Here is a 15,593-nt window from a genome sequence, read left to right as displayed (position 1 = left end):
GGCCGAAGACGGCACTCGAACCGGCGGCGCCGCGGCATCGCACGGGCGCCTGCAACACAGAGCGACCATTCGGTCACTATGTGTCGCAATAGGTAACCGTGCCATGGTGGCGATCCAGGGCCAATGCCCGACACGCCGGGTAACTTGGCAAGGTTGTGGCAGGCTGCACCCGGGCAGGCCACACTCGACTAGCGGAAGCAGCGACGCACGTGACGTCGGCAGGCACCACCCGGGAGGTTCCCATGCCCGAACTGCGTGTCGTGGCCGTCTCAAACGACGGCACACGACTGGTGCTCAAGGCTGCGGACAGCACGGAGTACACGCTTCCGATCGATGAGCGGCTGCGTGCCGCCGTGCGCAATGACCGCGCCCGGCTCGGCCAGATCGAGATCGAGGTGGAGAGCCACCTCCGGCCCCGCGACATCCAGGCACGGATACGAGCCGGTGCCTCCGCGGAGGAAGTCGCTCAGTTCGCCGGAATCCCCGTCGACCGTGTGCGCCGCTTCGAGGGCCCTGTGCTCGCGGAGCGTGCCTTCATGGCCGAGCGGGCCCGGAAGACTCCCGTGCGCCGTCCCGGCGAGAACACCGGCCCCCAGCTCGGCGAGGCGGTGCAGGAGCGTCTCCTGCTGCGCGGCGCCGACAAGGAAACCGTCCAGTGGGACTCCTGGCGCAGGGACGACGGCACCTGGGAAGTCCTCCTGGTGTACCGGGTCGCCGGCGAACCCCACTCGGCGAGCTGGACGTACGACCCGCCGCGACGGCTGGTCCAGGCCGTGGACGACGAAGCGCGCTCACTGATCGGTGAGACGGACGACGTCGCTGCGCCGGAGCCCAGCTTCCCGTTCGTGCCTCGGATCGCACGGCTGCCGCGCGACCGGCCGCTGGACCGTGCGCTCGACCGTCAGATCGAGCGCCCCACTCCCCCGGCACCGGAGCCGGAGGAGCGCATCAGCGGTGTGTCGGCCGGCGAGCGCGACTCGCTGACGAGCCTGCTGGAGGCGGTACCGAGCTTCCGTGGCGACATGATCGTCCCGGAGCGGCCTCAGCAGCCCGAACCGCCCGCGATCGAACCCGCCGCCCAGGAGCCGGAGGCCGACGAGCCACCGGCGGCTGCGGCATCCGCGGGTGCGGGTTCCGCCTACGCGGACGTGCTGATGCCGCGCGCGGTGGCCGGCCACCGCGACCGGCTGACCGGGACGACGGACCGGCAGGCCGAGGCGGACGGAGTCCGTCCCGGTCGCCGGGCCGCGGTGCCCAGCTGGGACGAGATCGTCTTCGGCACACGCCGGAAGAAGCAGGACTGAGGACCATCCGGATGTCCGCAACATGACGGGGGCCCGTACGCCGCTGCGTACGGGCCCCCGCTCTGTCCGGATGCCGGTCGCGTTACCTGGGGTCCGGCCCCGTCGCAACGGGGCGGGACTCGTCCGAGGACCACTCGGACCAGGAACCCGCGTACAGCGACGCCCGGTATCCGGCGATCTCCAGCGCCAGCACCTCATGGGCGCCCGAGACACCCGAGCCGCAGTAGACACCGACCTCGGTTTCGCCGTCGGCCCCCAGGGCCGAGAAGCGGGAAGCCAGCGATCCGGCGGGGAGGAATCGACCGTCCTCGGCCACGTTCAGCACGGTCGGGGCCGATACCGCGCCGGGGATATGGCCGCCCACCCGGTCGATCGGCTCCACGTCACCCCGGTAGCGCTCCGCGGCCCGCGCGTCGAGCAGCAGACCGGAGCGGGCAAGTGCGGCGGCAGCGTCCGCGTCCAGCAGCGGGAGCGCACCCGGTTCGGGCCGGAAATCACCCTCGACAGGAGCCGACACCTTCGTCGAGAGCTCGCCGGTCCATGCCGCGAGACCTCCGTCCAGCACCCGGACGTCGGGGTGCCCCGCCCAGCGCAGCAGCCACCAGGCGCGGGCCGCCGCCCAGCCCTGGCCGCCGTCGTAGACCACCACCGGCGTGCTGTGGGAGACGCCGGCCCGCCGCATGACCGCTCCGAAGCCTTCCGGGCCGGGCAGCGGGTGGCGGCCGCCGCCGCCCGCCGGACCGGCGAGCTCCGCATCGAGATCGATGAACACCGCGCCGGGGATGTGCCCGGCCTCGTAATCGGGGCGGCCGTGAGGACCGCCCAGCTGCCAGCGGATGTCCAGGAGCACCGGCGGACGTGGCCCTGCCGACTCGCTCGCGTATTCGGATGCGGTAATGATGGGCTTCATAGGTGCCATCTTCGCGCAGAGGGCGGCCCCCAGAACGTGATGCCGAAAAGGACTTACCACATCAAATCGGGCTTCACGAATCCAGAACCCGGAAAATACGGCGCGGCCGGGGTGTCTCTGGAGCTCGGTGGTGCGAGCATCTGCACGGAGCGTACACACCCGTATCCGTACCGCTGGACGGCGTACCGGCCCCGTTCCCCCCGTACGGCCACGACGATGGTCCGAGGAGAGATAAGAAGATGACCGAGGCTGCCGCCCGGCGTACGCCCGGAGCACCTTGCTGGGTGAGTCTGATCGTGCACGGCCTGACCACGACCCAGGAGTTCTACGGCAATCTGTTCGGCTGGGAGTTCCGGCCGGGACCCGAAGAGCTGGGGCCGTACGTCCGTGCACTGCTTCACGGGAAGGAAGTCGCAGGCATCGGACAGCTTCCCCCGGACCGGCACCTGCCGATCGCCTGGACCACCTATCTCGCCACCGAGGACGCCGATCTCACCGCGGAGGTGATCCGCGCCTGCGGCGGAACAGTCGCAGTCGGACCGATCGACGCCGGGAATGCGGGCCGCCTTGCCATCGCCTCCGACCCGAGCGGCGCGGTCTTCGGACTCTGGCAGGCCGCAGAGCATTTCGGCACGGCCCTCGCGGGCGCACCGGGAACCCCTGTCTGGAACGAGCTGGTGACACGCGAGACGTCCTCGGTCGCCAAGTTCTACCAGGCCGTGTTCGGGTTCGAGACGGAGGCGGTCGTCTCGGCCGACTTCGACTACCAGACACTGCATCTGGAAGGCCGCCCCGTGGCGGCCCTCCACGGGGTGGGCCATGCTCTGCCGCGCGACCGGGGACCGCACTGGATGACCTATTTCGAGGTGACCGACACCGACGACGCCGCTGCGCGCGTGGTGGAGCTCGGCGGACACGTTCTGCAGCCGCCGAGAGAAGCATCGAACGGGCGGCTCGCCACAGTCGCGGATCCGGAGGGCGCGGTGTTCACGATCGTACGGTCGGCGGGCCGCTGAGCCCGGCCCGTGCCGCGCTCGTCATCCTGCGACGGCGTTCGTGGTCGGTCAGGCGCCTCCCAGCAGCCCGCCGAGCAGTCCTCCCAGCAGATCGCCGAGCGGCCCGCCGGGCGGGTCCTCGGCCTCCGGGCCCTGCGTGTCGTCACCACCGTCGGCCGGAGTCTCGGTTCCGGAGCCGCTTCCGGTCTCCGGAGCGGGTGCCGGAGCGGGCGCCGGAGCCGAGGGCTCGCTCGGGGATTCCTCGCCGCCCCCACCGGTCTGCGTGGTCCCGCCGGGCGCGGCGGGCCTCACGTCCACGGCGGGGATGCCCGCGGGGCCGGAGGACGCTTCGAGGGGCGGCTGAACGGTGGGCCGCGCGGTCACCGACAGGCGTGCCTGATCGGGTGTCACCGGACCGGGCGTGCCGAGCGCGGATTCGGTGGCCGAGGCCGCACGGTTTTCGTCCCGGGACTCGGCCGGCCACTCTCCCACCTCGCGCTCCAGGCCCATCGCCCGCGGCAGTTGAAAGAAGGGCGCGCTGGAGTCGCCTCCGACCAGCGCGGCGACCACGGTCGTGGCGTAACAGGTACAGCAGAGCGCAGTAATGGTCCCTGCACGGCGCCAGGTACGGCTGCGTTTCCCGGTGGTGTCGACGAAGACCGGCCGGGTGGGCGGCGCTACGGTGCGGGAGTCCGATCCGTCACCGACTGCGGCGACGACGGATCCCCTGCCGTTCACGGCCGAGTCCCGGACTCTTTTCGCGCCGCCGTCGCATCGAGGGCTCGCGCCCTGACGGCTGTCCGTTTCGCCACCCGTGGTTCTGTCGCCCCGTATGCTCCGTGCGTCGTTCACTGTCGCGCTGCGTATGCCCACGTGCGTCTCCACCTGTGTCGGCCTGCCGGACCGCTCGTCGGCAGGGGTCGTCCGTTGCTGGGGTCCGCGCCACGCGCGCGCCGAAGAGGTCCGACAACGGCGCCGGACCCATCCCCTCCCCCAGCTGTCCGGATCCAAAGGCCCTACGGATTGGCCCGATTGGGATCAGCCCGATGAAGATTGGTCCGATTGGCCGGTAACCGGACAACTGTCGATCGCGCCCACCGGTAACGGGTCCTCCGAGGGCCGGCCAGCGGTGTTGCCGCGCAGATTGCCGATACCGCCGACGACGCGTCTGCTCGTCGCGAGGAAACGGGGCGCACCCTGCGCTTGTCCCCCTCAGGCTACGCGAACTGGGAGTCCACAACGCCGACTTGGCCGCCTGTGACGCGTTTGCGGACCCGCTAGTCGGATGCGACGGGCAGTACGTCCGGCGACAGGGCGCCCGCATGCACTGCCGCGCTGGTCATTCTGCGGTGATGATGACGTCGGCACAGCACCTCGTAGCCGACCTCGTCCGCCATCTGGTGCACGTCCCCGACCACTACTTGCGCGCCTTCGACGACCATCTCGCCGCCCACCGTGCGGGCATTGTGGGTGGCACGCGCGCCGCACCAGCACAGCGCCTCGACCTGGAGCGCCTCGATCCGGTCAGCCAGCTCGATGAGACGCTGCGATCCGGGGAACAGCTTCGTCCGGAAGTCGGTGGTGATACCGAACGCGAAAACATCGAGTCCGAGGTCGTCGACGACCCGGGCGAGCTGGTCGATCTGCCCGGGAGCAAGAAACTGGGCCTCGTCCACAATGACGTAGTCCACCCGGCCTCCGCGCGTGATGCGGTCGACGAGATAGGCGTACGGATCCATACCCTCGTCGGCCTCGACCGCGTCAGTGACCAGCCCCAGACGCGAGGAGAGCTTGCCCTCACCCGCCCGGTCGTCGCGGGTGAAGATCACGCCCTGCAGACCGCGGGCCGACCGGTTGTGGCCGATCTGGAGAGCCAGCGTGCTCTTTCCGCAGTCCATCGTTCCGGAGAAGAACACAAGCTCGGGCATGAGAAGTTGAGCGCCTTTCGGGTCGTACGTGGGGGGAGCGAGCTACGAGCGTACTTCGAGGAGCGGGACGAGCTGCTCCACGGGAGTCAGCGAACCGTGCATGCCGACCATCGCCGACTCATGGGGCTCGTTGACCGAGGCGGTGATCACCACATCGTCGTGTGCGGCTGCCACCACGTCTCCGATCCTGCCGTAGACCCGCTCGTCGATCCGCGGGCCGAACCAGCCGGCCGCGATCGCCTCGTCCCGGCTCGCCACCCAGAACTGCTCGCCGAGCACCTCACGCCAGACGGTCAGAACATCGGTCTCCGCCCCGGGGACCGCGTACACATGACGGGCCCGGCCCTCGCCCCCGAGCAGGGCGACTCCGGCGCGGAGCTCCCAGTCCTCGTCGAAGTCGATCCTGGACTGCTCGTCGAACGGGATGTCGATCATGCCGTGGTCGGCGGTGATGTACAGCGCCGAGCGGGGCGGGAGCTGCTCGGCGAGGCGCCGTGCCAGCCCGTCGACGTACATCAGCTGGCCCCGCCAGGCGTCGGAGTCGACGCCGAACCGGTGCCCCTTGCCGTCGACCTCGCTGTAGTACGTGTAGACGAGCGACCGGTCACCGGCGGCGAGCCGCTCCGCGGCCAGGTCCATCCGGTCCTCGCCGGAGAGCCGGCCGAGGAACGAGCCACCGCTGAGCGCGACCTTGGTGAGCGGGGTCTGCTCAAAGGTGGGTGCGGAGACCTGGGCCGTGCGCACGCCTGCCGCGTCGGCGAGCTGGAAGACGGTGGGATACGGCTGCCAGACCTTGGGCGGGGTCCAGGGCTTCCAACGGAGCTGATTCATCAGCTCGCCGGTTTCCGGATTACGCGCCGTGTAGCCGGGAAGGCCGTGCTCGCCGGGCGCCAGCCCCGTACCGACGGAGGCGAGCGAGGTCGCCGTGGTGGACGGGAAGCCCGACGTGATCGGGCGGCCTGTGCCGCCGCGGGACGTCGGGAGCAGCGAGTACAGGAAGGGCGCCTCGTCCGGGTGGGCCTCGATCTGTTCCCAGCCGAGTCCGTCGATCAGGAAGACGCAGTTCCGGTCGGCGGGGGTCAGCTCCGCGATCGTTGCCTCGAAGCCGGGTACGCCCTGCCCTGCGGCGAGCGTCGGGAGCAGATCCGCGAGTGAGCCGCTGCCGTACTCGGGAACGGGGGCGCTGTCGAGAGCGAGCAGAACGGGGTCCTGCCAGGCCGGCTGCACCATCAGCGGCCGGTCGCCGCGGTCGCGGCCGTGGCCTCGGAGAGGGCCTGGGCGAAGGCCAGGGTCTGGCGCACGGTGTCCGGTCCGTCGCCGGCCTCGCTGACCCGCAGGCTCAGGTCGTCGGCGGTGGAACTGCCGGTGTAGCCGTGGTCGGCCTCACAGTTGGGGTCGCCGCAGGCGGCGGGCTCGAGGTCGATCCGGGAGACCGCACCCCAGCCGATGGTGAGAACGACCTCGCGGGGCAGGGTGCCGGGCACGTACTTCTCGGGGTCGGCGACCACTCGGCTGACCACGACGGAGGAGATCCGGTCGAGCTTGACCGACTCGGTGGACGTCGTGGCGTACGGCGTCGGGGAGCTCGTGTCGGCGGCCTGCTCGTCGGTGTGGCTGACGATGAAGCGGGTGTCCGTCAGGACCAGGACCGTGACATGGCGACGCACCTCGTTGGAGTCGAAGGTGGTCTCCTGGTGCACCAGGTACGAAGCGACAGGCTCACCGCCGACGGCGGCCTCAACCGCCTCGGCCACGAGGGCCGGGTAGTAGCCGCTGCGCTCGATCGCCGCGCGCAGCCCCTGGGTCGTCGTACCGGTCTTTGCCATACGGACCATCCTACGGGGGGCCGGTGGATGCCGGGGACGCCCTGCTGAGGTCGGCTGCGGTCAGTAGTTGGGGAGTCTGCGGGGACCGAGATCGGTACGGGCCGGAGGCGGCGCGAGCCGGACACTTGCCCCGAGAACGGTCAGGCCCTGCGTGGCGACCACGACGGGCTCCAGCGCGACCGACACCACCTCGGGGTGGTCGTCGACCAGGCGGGACACCCGCAGCAGGAGCTCTTCGAGCGCCGCGGTGTCCGCGGGCGCGGAGCCCCGCCAGCCGAACAGCACCGGCGCCGCCCTGATGGACCGGATCAGCTCGGCGGCATCGCGGTCGGTGGCCGGTACGAGGCGGTGAGCGATGTCGCCGAGCAGCTCGGAGGGCGCGCCGGCCAGGCCGAAGGAGAGGACGGCTCCCGCGGCGGCGTCGATCGAGGCCCGTACGACGGTGTCGACCCCGCGTGGCGCCATGGCCTGGACGACGGGCCGTAGCTCGGCGGGCGTGCCGAGCAGCTCGGTCAGTTCCCCGTAGGCCCGGCTCAGTGCGCTCTCGTTGGCGAGGTCGAGCCGGACGCCGCCGAGGTCGGCGCGGTGACGGAGGTGGGGGGCGGTGGTCTTGAGGGCCACCGGGTAGCCGAGCTGCGCGGCGGCTGTGACGGCGGCCTCCGGGTCGAGGGCGGGGAGGGCCGGTCGTACGGTGACGCCGTAGCGGCCGAGCAGTTCGGCGGCCTCGTCGTGGGTGAGCGGGCGGCCCTTCGGGTCGGGGCTGGGGCCGAGCAGCGCCTCGATCAGGGTGGCTGCCCCCGGCTCGTCGATGGTCTCGTCCAGGAACTCGGGAATCTTTCCGGGCGAGGCCGCCTGCCGCCGCCACTGCGCATACTTCACGGCCTCGGCGAGCGCCCGGACAGCCCGCTCGGCTGCCGGGTAGGAGGGGATCCGCCCGGTCCGGTGCTGCGGGTGCCACGCGCCGCCGGGCCGGTCGCCGTGCTGAACGGTGCCGGCCGGCCCGGGCCCGGCGGCATCGGCCCGGCCGGTGCCCTCCCGGGCGGCAGCCGTGCCGGCCCGCGATGCATCCGGCCGCTGCGCCTCGGCCGAGGGCGCACCCGGCCCCCTCCCACCGGCCGAAGCGCCACCGCCACGTGTCACGTACGGGCCCGGCGCCGGCGTGCCGGTCCTGGATCCGTCAGCTGCCCGCGCCCCGGGCCCCGCCGAACCCGTTCCGCCTGCCTCCTGGCCGTCCGTTCCGGGCTTCGCCCCTCCCGGCGGGGTGGCCGTGCTCGCGGCTGCGGCCAGGGCCTCTGCCAGACCGCCCATTTCGACGTGCACCACGGCGACCGGCTTGGCCGGGCCCTTGGCGGCCGCCTCGCGCAGGGCCGCCGCGAGCACCTCGCCTTCGCCCGTTTCCGCTTCGCCGTTCTCTCCCACCCAGGGGATCGCGGTCACGATCACGGCGTCGCAGGTCTGGTCGGTGAGCGCCTCGGCCAGCGCGTCCCGGAAGTCCTGCGGCCCGGCAGCAGTGGTCAGGTCGCGGGGCGGGCGCGGGCGAAGCCCTTCGGCGAGGCAGGCGTCGTAGGTGAGGAGGCCGAGAGATTCGGAGTTGCCGAGGATCGCCACCCGGGGACCGGCCGGCAAGGGCTGATCGGCGAGCAGCAGCCCCGCGTCGACCATCTCCGTGACCGTGTCGACGCGGATCACGCCGGCCTGGCGCATCAGCGCGGAGACCGTTGCGTCGGGGATCCGGCTCACGGGAACGGCATGGCCGGGCGGGGTGGAGCCGCTGTGCCGGGCGCCCTTGACGACCACCACGGGCTTCACGGCAGCGGTCCGGCGGGCGAGCCGGGTGAACTTGCGCGGATTGCCGAGCGATTCGAGGTAGAGCAGGGCCACATCGGTGTCCTGATCCTCGAACCAGTACTGCAGGAAGTCGTTGCCGGAGATATCGGCCCGGTTGCCTGCGGAGATGAACGTCGAAAGCCCCGCGCCGCGCCGGTACAGGCCGGACAGTACGGCGATCCCGATCGCGCCGGACTGGGTGAACAGCCCGATGCGTCCGGGTGCGGGCGATTCGGGGGCCAGGGAGGCGTTCAGCCGGACGCTGTCGGAGGTGTTGATGATGCCGAAGGCGTTCGGACCGATGATCCGCATCCCGTACGAACGGGCCTGCCGGACCAGTTCGCGCTGGCGCTCCCGCCCTTCGGCGCCGCGCTCGGCATAACCGGCAGAGAGGACGACGAGGCCCTGGACCCCGTGTTCACCGCAGTCGGCCACGGCCTCCGGCACCCGGTCGGCCGGGACGGCGACGATCGCGAGGTCGACCTGTTCGCCGATCTCGCCCACGGAGCGGTACGCGGGCACTCCGTCGACCGTTGCCGGTTCGGCGGCGAAGGACCGGTTCACCGCGTAGGTGCGTCCCGTGAAGCCCGAGCCGAGAAGGTTGCGCAGCACCGTGCGGCCCACTCCGCCCGGGGCACGGCCGGCGCCGACCACGACGACGGAGCCGGGGGCCAGCAGGCGTTGTACGGAGCGCGCCTCGGCCCGCTGTTCACGGCCGCGCTGGACGGCGAGGGACTCCGCGGTGGGTTCGATGTCGAGTGTGAGGTGGACCGAACCGTCCTCGAAACTGCGCTGCTGGGTGTAGCCGGCATCCCGGAACACCTTGATCATCTTGTTGTTCGCCGGCAGCACCTCGGCGGCGAACCGCCGGATGCCCCGCTCGCGGGCAACCGCCGCGATGTGTTCGAGGAGTGCCGAAGCCATACCCCGGCCCTGGTGGGCGTCCTGGACGAGGAAGGCGACCTCGGCCTCGTCGGCGGGGGCGGAGGCCGGTCTGCCCTGTTCGTTGATCCGGTCGTAGCGGACGGTCGCGATGAACTCTCCGCCGATCGTGACGGCCAGACCCACCCGGTCGACGTAGTCGTGATGGGTGAAGCGGTGCACGTCCTTGTCGGAGAGACGCGGGTAAGGGGCGAAAAAGCGGTAGTACTTCGACTCGTCGGAGACCTGTTCGTAGAAGCTGACCAGCCGCTCGGCATCGTCCGTGGTGATGGGCCTGATCCTGGCGGTACCACCGTCGCGGAGCACCACGTCCGCTTCCCAGTGGTCGGGGTACGCGTGATGCGGACTCTGCTCCGGCGTGGGCTCCATGGGCAAAGCCTACGGCCGTCGCACCGGTCGCGGACGGATCGGTGCGCGGGCAGTCTGAGGGAGCCGATCGGCGGTGGCGGCTGGGCCGGAAGCCGGGCACAGCAGTACGCACTGCATGAGAGACTGGTCTAGACAACCATTGATACGTGAAGGGCAGAACCATGGCTGAGCGCCGCGTCAACGTCGGTTGGGCCGAGGGCCTGCACGCCCGCCCCGCTTCCATCTTCGTCCGTGCCGCCACGGCCTCCGGCGTCCCCGTGACGATCGCCAAGGCCGACGGCAACCCGGTGAACGCCGCCTCCATGCTCGCGGTGCTCGGCCTGGGCGCCCAGGGCGGCGAGGAGATCGTGCTCGCGTCCGAGGCGGACAACGCCGAAGCCGCCCTGGACCGTCTGGCGAAGCTGGTCACCGAGGGGCTCGAGGAGCTTCCGGAGACCGTCTGATTCCGGCCGGTCCGGACCGGAATTACTGCATCGACAAAGCCGCGGTATCCCCATCGGGAGCCGTGGTTTTTTCGTTTCCGGGAAGTCGCGTACGACTGCACGGACGGCCGGAATTCGGGCAGCAAAAAGAAAGCCCTCCCGAATTCTCTTCTTTGTATACGGCGCCATTGTTAATGCCGGACACCTGCGATGTTTACAGAAGGTTGCGAAGTCCTCACCCGGGCCTGGCCGGGTGTGCGGCCCGCCCGGTCCGTGTGCCGCAGCCGGTGGGCGGCGGTGGCCCGCTCGGCGTGCTGGGCGGCGAGCATCCTGGCCCGCTCCGCGTCACCGCGCGTCACCGCGTCCACGATGGCGCCGTGCTCGGCCCAGGAATCGGCGGGACGGACCGGCTGCTCGACTGCGTACATCCAGGCGATCTTGTGCCGGAGCTGGGTGAGCAGCGCGATGAGGGCGGGGCTGCCCGACGCCTGCGCCAGCGTCTCGTGGAACCAGCCGCCGAGCGAGCGCAGATCCTCCCCCTCACCCCGGCGAACCCGCTCCTGCCCCAGCCTGACCAGGCCTCGCAGCACCTTCAGATGCGCCTCGGTGCGACGCTGAGCGGCGCGCGCGGCACCCAACGGCTCCAGGAGCATCCGGATCTCCAGGAGGTCGGCGGCCTCCTGGTCCGTGGGCTCGGCGACACAGGCACCGGCGTGCCGGCGGGTGACGACGAACCCCTCGGACTCCAGGGTGCGCAGTGCCTCGCGTACCGGGACACGGGAGACCCCGTAACGACGTGCGAGCACCTCCTCGGTGAGGCGGCTGCCGCGTTCGAAGACACCGGAGACGATGTCGTCACGGATTGCCGTGCATACCGAATGCGCGGGAATGCGCATGTCCGAACCTCCGCCTTAATCCCCGCGAAACGCGGCCGATCGACGCCTGTTCTGTGACTCTATTGCAATCAGCCGCAATTTCCGATGGCAGAGCGGAATCCATGGATATCTTCTGGCCGGTGAGTACTTCTGCGGAGCTCCGGAGCGAAGCCTTCCCGGGGCGGCACGACGAAGGCCCCGGCGGGGTGCCGGGGCCTTCGGGAAGCTGTGCGGTGCGAGGTCTCAGACCTGGAGACCGTGTGCGCGGAGGTAGGCGACAGGGTCCATGTCGGACCCGTACTCCGGGGTGGTCCGCGCCTCGAAGTGCAGGTGCGGTCCGGTGGAGTTGCCGGTCGAGCCCGACAGGCCTATCTGCTGCCCCGAGGTGACACTCTGTCCGACGGAGACGCCGATCGAGGAGAGGTGGCCGTACTGCGTGTACGTGCCGTCCGTCATCCGGAGCACGATGTTGTTGCCGTACGCGCCTCCCCAGCCCGCCTCGACGACCGTACCGGCGCCGACTGCGACGACGGAGCTGCCGGACGCGGCGCGGAAGTCCACGCCCGAGTGGCTGCCGGAGGACCAGAGGGCCCCGCCGGACTTGTAGGCGGTGGTCACGTAGGAGCCGGCTACCGGGAGGTGGAAGGCGTTCAGCCGGGCGCGCTCCGCGGCGCGGGCGGCGCGGGCCTTGGCCTCACGGACCTCCTTGGCGCGGGCTTCGGCCTTGCGCTTCGCCTCGGCCTTGGCCTTCGCCCTGGCCGCAGCTTCGGCCTTCGCCTTCGCCGCCACGTCGGCCTGGTGCTGCTGCGCCTCGGCCTGGGCGTCGATCTGGGCAGCGAGGGTGGTGTCGATGGCAACGGCCTGGGTCAGCCCGGTGTTGCTGACGGTGAGGGTCTCGGAGTCCGCGGCGAGAGCCGGGGAGGCCATACCGCCGATGACACCGGTGGTGGCCAGAGCCGCGATTCCGGCGACCCTCGCGCTGCTGCGCGTCAGGCGGCTCGGGGCACGGTGCTTCCCGGTGGCACGGGTGAACGCCATGGAGGGGCTGATCCTTTCCTTCCTTCTCGCCTACCGGGTTAGCTGACGGGTTCGGAGCAGGAAGGTCTCCTACGGACCCCTCCGCCTCGTACGAGACGCAGGCATCCGATTCACCCCAGGGACTGCGTGGGTCCCCGGCTCCCCAGGCTCGCGCCTGACGGGGACTCGGCGATGACTGTCCGGCGCCGCGGATGCGGCATACGTCTGGCGGACAGCCGAGCCGACGCTAGGCCGGGCGACTTTCAATCACCAAACGGACAGGCCGCTTTGTCGCACATCCCACAGGTCATACATGAATGTTCTTCGTAAAGTCGGACAAAAAGTAGAACCCCGGCGAGAACGTACTCGCCGGGGTCCGCTCTGTACTGCTTTGTCAGCCGCTGACGACCGATACTTCGCCGATACCCAGCGCCCTGACGGGCTCAGCGATCTGCGAAGCGTCTCCCACGAGGACCGTGACGAGCCGTTCCACGGGGAACGCGTTGACCACCGCGGCCGTCGCCTCCACCGTGCCGGTCTCGGCCAGGCGTGCGTACAGCTGTGCCTGGTAGTCGTCCGGGAGGTGCTGCTCCACCTGGTCGGCGAGGGTGCCCGCGACCGATGCCGCCGTCTCGAACTTCAGCGGGGCGACCCCCACGAGGTTCTGTACGGCAGTCTCACGCTCGGCATCCGTGAGCCCCTCGGCCGCCAGGGTGCGCAGGACCTTCCAGAGGTCGTCCAGGGCCGGCCCCGTGGACTCCGTGTCCACGGAGCCGCTGATGGCGAGCATCGCGGCGCCGGTCGCGCCGGAGGAAGACCCCGGTGCCGTCGAACGCAGTACCTGGCCGAAGGCCCGGACCCCGTAGGTGTAGCCCTTCTCCTCGCGCAGGACGCGGTCCAGCCGGGAGGTGAGGGTGCCGCCCAGGCAGTACGTGCCCAGCACCTGGGCGGGCCACACGCTGTCGTGCCGGTCGGCGCCGATCCGGCCGATCAGCAGCTGCGTCTGCACGGCTCCGGGACGGTCCACGATCACCACTCGGCCGGTGTCGTCCGCGGTGATCGGCGGCACCGGGCGTGACTGGCCGGCGTTGCCCGCCCAGTCGCCGATGGTGTCCGCGAGCAGCGTGTCCAGATCGACCCCGGTGAGATCACCGACAATGACGGCCGTCGCGGTGGACGGGCGGACATGGGCGTCGTAGAAGGCGCGCACGCCCGCTGCGTCGATCCGGCGCACCGTCTCCTCGGTGCCCTGGCGCGGACGGGACATCCGAGCCGTGGCGGGGAAGAGCTCCTTGGAGAGCTGCTTGGCGGCACGCCGGGCAGGGTTGGCCTGCTCGTGCGGAATCTCGTCGAGCCGGTTGCCCACCAGGCGCTCCACCTCGCTCTCGGTGAAGGCCGGTGCCCGCAGCGCTTCCGCGACCAGACCGAGCGCCTTGGAGAGCCGGGAGACCGGGACCTCCAGGGAGACCCGGACGCCGGGGTGGTCGGCGTGCGCGTCGAGCGTGGCGCCGCAGCGCTCCAGCTCGGCGGCGAACTCCTCCGCGGAGTGCTTGTCGGTGCCCTCGGACAGCGCACGCGCCATGATCGTGGCCACGCCGTCCAGGCCCTCGGGCTCGGCGTCGAGCGGCGCGTCCAGGTGGATCTCCACGGCGACGACCTGCTGGCCGGGGCGGTGGCAGCGCAGCACGGTCAGGCCGTTGGGCAGAGCGCCGCGATCGGGTGCGGGAAAGGCCCAGGGCCTGGCCTCGCCTGCGGTCGGCTGCGGGTGGTACTCCATCGCTACTCCAGTCACGGCGGCGTCGGTCACTTGCCGGCCCCCTCGTGGTCGTCGGTGCCTGCGGCATCCTCGGTCTCGTCCGCCGGCTCGACCGGCTCGTAGACCAGGACCGCCCGGTTGTCGGGACGCAGATGCGCCTGGGCGGCCGCCTGGACCTCCTGCGCGGTGACGTCGAGCACCCGCTGCACCGCGGTCAGGGCGAGCTGAGGGTCGCCGAACAGCACGGCGTACCTGCACAGTTCGTCGGCGCGGCCCGCGACCGTGCCGAGCCTGTCCAGCCACTCGCGCTCCAACTGGGCCTGCGCCCGCTCCATTTCCTCGGGCGTGGGGCCCTCGGCTGCGAAGCGGGCCAGCTCCTCGTCGACGGCCGTCTCGATCTGCGGCACCTCGACGCCACCGGACGTCTTGACGTCCAGCCAGCCCAGTGAGGGCGCTCCGGAGAGCCTGAGCAGCCCGAATCCCGCAGCCACCGCCGTACGGTCGCGGCGGACCAGGCGGTTGTGCAGCCGGGACGACTCGCCGCCGCCGAGCACGGTCAGCGCCAGGTCTGCGGCGTCACACTCGCGAGTGCCGTCGTGCGGCAGCCTGTAGGCGGCCATCAGCGCACGCGCGGGAACCTCCTCTTCGACCACTTCGCGCAGCTGCTCGCCGATGGTGCCGGGCAGTGTGCCGTCGCGCGGCGGCTGCTTGCCGTCGTGCGAGGGGATGGAGCCGAAGTACTTCTCGATCCAGGCGAGCGTCTGCTCCGGGTCGATGTCGCCGACCACCGAGAGCACGGCGTTGTTGGGCGCGTAGTACGTACGGAAGAACGCCTGCGCGTCGTCCAGGGTCGCCGCGTCCAGGTCGGCCATCGAGCCGATCGGTGTGTGGTGGTACGGATGGCCCTCCGGGTACGCAAGGGCCGTGAGCTTCTCGAACGCCGTGCCGTACGGAACGTTGTCGTAGCGCTGACGGCGCTCGTTCTTCACGACGTCGCGCTGGTTCTCCATGGACTCGTCGTCGAGCGCGGCGAGCAGCGAGCCCATCCGGTCGGCCTCGAGCCACAGAGCGAGCTCCAGCTGGTGGGTGGGCATCGTCTCGAAGTAGTTGGTGCGCTCGAAGCTGGTGGTGCCGTTGAGGGAACCGCCGGCCCCCTGCACCAGCTCGAAGTGTCCGTTCCCCTTGACCTGGCCGGATCCCTGGAACATCAGGTGCTCGAACAGGTGAGCCAGACCGGTGCGTCCCTTGACCTCGTGACGGGAACCGACGTCGTACCAGAGGCAGACCGCGGCGACCGGGGTCAGATGGTCCTCGGAGAGCACCACGCGCAGGCCGTTGGCCAAGCGGTGCTCGGTCGCCGTCAAGCCGCCGGAACCGGCCTGGGCTGTGGCCGTGTGACCCATGGGCATGTACGTCCCTTCG

The 15,593-nt window shown here is 70.9% G+C and carries 13 protein-coding genes and 1 riboswitch; of the genes, 3 read left to right on the top strand and 10 right to left on the bottom strand.

Annotated features, from left to right (window positions below):
- Nucleotides 1-242: 242 nt before the first annotated feature.
- On the top strand, nucleotides 243-1,304 hold the full coding sequence (gene sepH, locus ACFWBQ_RS35625) for a septation protein SepH (protein ID WP_385507211.1): 1,062 nt from the start codon (nucleotides 243-245) through the stop codon (nucleotides 1,302-1,304).
- Nucleotides 1,305-1,386: 82 nt separating this feature from the next.
- On the opposite strand, the gene ACFWBQ_RS35620 is transcribed toward sepH, so the two are convergent.
- Nucleotides 1,387-2,214 (bottom strand): sulfurtransferase, encoded by an 828-nt coding sequence (locus ACFWBQ_RS35620; protein WP_385507209.1) that lies wholly within the window; start codon nucleotides 2,212-2,214, stop codon nucleotides 1,387-1,389.
- A 239-nt stretch (nucleotides 2,215-2,453) separates the two neighbouring features.
- On the opposite strand from ACFWBQ_RS35620, the gene ACFWBQ_RS35615 reads away from it, so the two are divergent.
- Nucleotides 2,454-3,230, top strand: coding sequence for a VOC family protein (locus ACFWBQ_RS35615; RefSeq protein WP_385507208.1), 777 nt, complete (start codon nucleotides 2,454-2,456; stop codon nucleotides 3,228-3,230).
- Nucleotides 3,231-3,278: 48 nt separating this feature from the next.
- Here the strand turns inward: ACFWBQ_RS35615 and ACFWBQ_RS35610 are convergent, their stop codons facing one another.
- From ACFWBQ_RS35610 to ACFWBQ_RS35590, 5 genes are all read right to left on the bottom strand, one after another.
- Nucleotides 3,279-3,947 carry a hypothetical protein gene (locus ACFWBQ_RS35610; protein WP_385507207.1) on the bottom strand — a complete coding sequence of 223 codons (669 nt, stop codon included), beginning with the start codon at nucleotides 3,945-3,947 and terminating at the stop codon, nucleotides 3,279-3,281.
- Nucleotides 3,948-4,486: 539 nt separating this feature from the next.
- Nucleotides 4,487-5,137, bottom strand: a complete 651-nt coding sequence (locus ACFWBQ_RS35605) for a thymidine kinase (protein WP_385507204.1) — start codon at nucleotides 5,135-5,137, stop codon at nucleotides 4,487-4,489.
- A gap of 42 nt (nucleotides 5,138-5,179) precedes the next feature.
- Nucleotides 5,180-6,367: an alkaline phosphatase family protein gene (locus tag ACFWBQ_RS35600; protein WP_385507201.1), complete on the bottom strand. Its 1,188-nt coding sequence runs from the start codon at nucleotides 6,365-6,367 to the stop codon at nucleotides 5,180-5,182.
- On the bottom strand, nucleotides 6,367-6,963 hold the full coding sequence (locus tag ACFWBQ_RS35595) for a DUF5998 family protein (protein WP_329206686.1): 597 nt from the start codon (nucleotides 6,961-6,963) through the stop codon (nucleotides 6,367-6,369). The genes ACFWBQ_RS35600 and ACFWBQ_RS35595 overlap by 1 nt, the downstream gene beginning before the upstream one ends.
- A 60-nt stretch (nucleotides 6,964-7,023) precedes the next feature.
- Nucleotides 7,024-10,101, bottom strand: coding sequence for a GNAT family N-acetyltransferase (locus tag ACFWBQ_RS35590; RefSeq protein WP_385507199.1), 3,078 nt, complete (start codon nucleotides 10,099-10,101; stop codon nucleotides 7,024-7,026).
- 161 nt (nucleotides 10,102-10,262) lie between these two features.
- Between ACFWBQ_RS35590 and ACFWBQ_RS35585 the strand changes: the two genes are divergently transcribed.
- Complete coding sequence (locus ACFWBQ_RS35585; RefSeq protein WP_385507198.1) at nucleotides 10,263-10,544, top strand: HPr family phosphocarrier protein; 282 nt, start codon at nucleotides 10,263-10,265, stop codon at nucleotides 10,542-10,544.
- Between the two features lie 170 nt (nucleotides 10,545-10,714).
- On the opposite strand, the gene ACFWBQ_RS35580 is transcribed toward ACFWBQ_RS35585, so the two are convergent.
- The 4 genes from ACFWBQ_RS35580 to ACFWBQ_RS35565 all read right to left on the bottom strand — a co-directional run bounded on the left by ACFWBQ_RS35580 (nucleotide 10,715) and on the right by ACFWBQ_RS35565 (nucleotide 15,580).
- Complete coding sequence (locus tag ACFWBQ_RS35580; protein ID WP_385507196.1) at nucleotides 10,715-11,419, bottom strand: GntR family transcriptional regulator; 705 nt, start codon at nucleotides 11,417-11,419, stop codon at nucleotides 10,715-10,717.
- A 222-nt stretch (nucleotides 11,420-11,641) separates the two neighbouring features.
- Complete coding sequence (locus ACFWBQ_RS35575) at nucleotides 11,642-12,436, bottom strand: M23 family metallopeptidase (protein WP_385507193.1); 795 nt, start codon at nucleotides 12,434-12,436, stop codon at nucleotides 11,642-11,644.
- Nucleotides 12,437-12,448: 12 nt separating this feature from the next.
- A riboswitch (cyclic di-AMP (ydaO/yuaA leader) is annotated at nucleotides 12,449-12,617 on the bottom strand.
- Nucleotides 12,618-12,809: 192 nt separating this feature from the next.
- Nucleotides 12,810-14,192 carry a M16 family metallopeptidase gene (locus tag ACFWBQ_RS35570; protein ID WP_385507248.1) on the bottom strand — a complete coding sequence of 461 codons (1,383 nt, stop codon included), beginning with the start codon at nucleotides 14,190-14,192 and terminating at the stop codon, nucleotides 12,810-12,812.
- A 26-nt stretch (nucleotides 14,193-14,218) separates the two neighbouring features.
- A complete protein-coding gene (locus ACFWBQ_RS35565) occupies nucleotides 14,219-15,580 on the bottom strand; it encodes a M16 family metallopeptidase (RefSeq protein WP_385507191.1) in 1,362 nt (453 codons plus the stop codon).
- Nucleotides 15,581-15,593 lie beyond the last annotated feature (13 nt).

It is taken from the genome of Streptomyces sp. NPDC060035, assembly GCF_042736635.1.
Classification (GTDB): Bacteria; Actinomycetota; Actinomycetes; order Streptomycetales; family Streptomycetaceae; genus Streptomyces.
Note: the sequence above shows the minus strand (reverse complement) of the source record. Positions and strands in the feature narration are given on the sequence as shown.

Bases quoted from the DNA above. Each gene is read 5' to 3' on its own strand.
- sepH (WP_385507211.1), top strand. From the start codon at position 243: ATGCCCGAACTGCGTGTCGTGGCCGTCTCAAACGACGGCACACGACTG.
- ACFWBQ_RS35620 (WP_385507209.1), bottom strand. From the start codon at position 2,214: ATGAAGCCCATCATTACCGCATCCGAATACGCGAGCGAGTCGGCAGGG.
- ACFWBQ_RS35615 (WP_385507208.1), top strand. From the start codon at position 2,454: ATGACCGAGGCTGCCGCCCGGCGTACGCCCGGAGCACCTTGCTGGGTG.
- ACFWBQ_RS35605 (WP_385507204.1), bottom strand. From the start codon at position 5,137: ATGCCCGAGCTTGTGTTCTTCTCCGGAACGATGGACTGCGGAAAGAGC.
- ACFWBQ_RS35600 (WP_385507201.1), bottom strand. From the start codon at position 6,367: ATGGTGCAGCCGGCCTGGCAGGACCCCGTTCTGCTCGCTCTCGACAGC.
- ACFWBQ_RS35595 (WP_329206686.1), bottom strand. From the start codon at position 6,963: ATGGCAAAGACCGGTACGACGACCCAGGGGCTGCGCGCGGCGATCGAG.
- ACFWBQ_RS35590 (WP_385507199.1), bottom strand. From the start codon at position 10,101: ATGGAGCCCACGCCGGAGCAGAGTCCGCATCACGCGTACCCCGACCAC.
- ACFWBQ_RS35585 (WP_385507198.1), top strand. From the start codon at position 10,263: ATGGCTGAGCGCCGCGTCAACGTCGGTTGGGCCGAGGGCCTGCACGCC.
- ACFWBQ_RS35580 (WP_385507196.1), bottom strand. From the start codon at position 11,419: ATGCGCATTCCCGCGCATTCGGTATGCACGGCAATCCGTGACGACATC.
- ACFWBQ_RS35575 (WP_385507193.1), bottom strand. From the start codon at position 12,436: ATGGCGTTCACCCGTGCCACCGGGAAGCACCGTGCCCCGAGCCGCCTG.
- ACFWBQ_RS35570 (WP_385507248.1), bottom strand. From the start codon at position 14,192: ATGGAGTACCACCCGCAGCCGACCGCAGGCGAGGCCAGGCCCTGGGCC.
- ACFWBQ_RS35565 (WP_385507191.1), bottom strand. From the start codon at position 15,580: ATGCCCATGGGTCACACGGCCACAGCCCAGGCCGGTTCCGGCGGCTTG.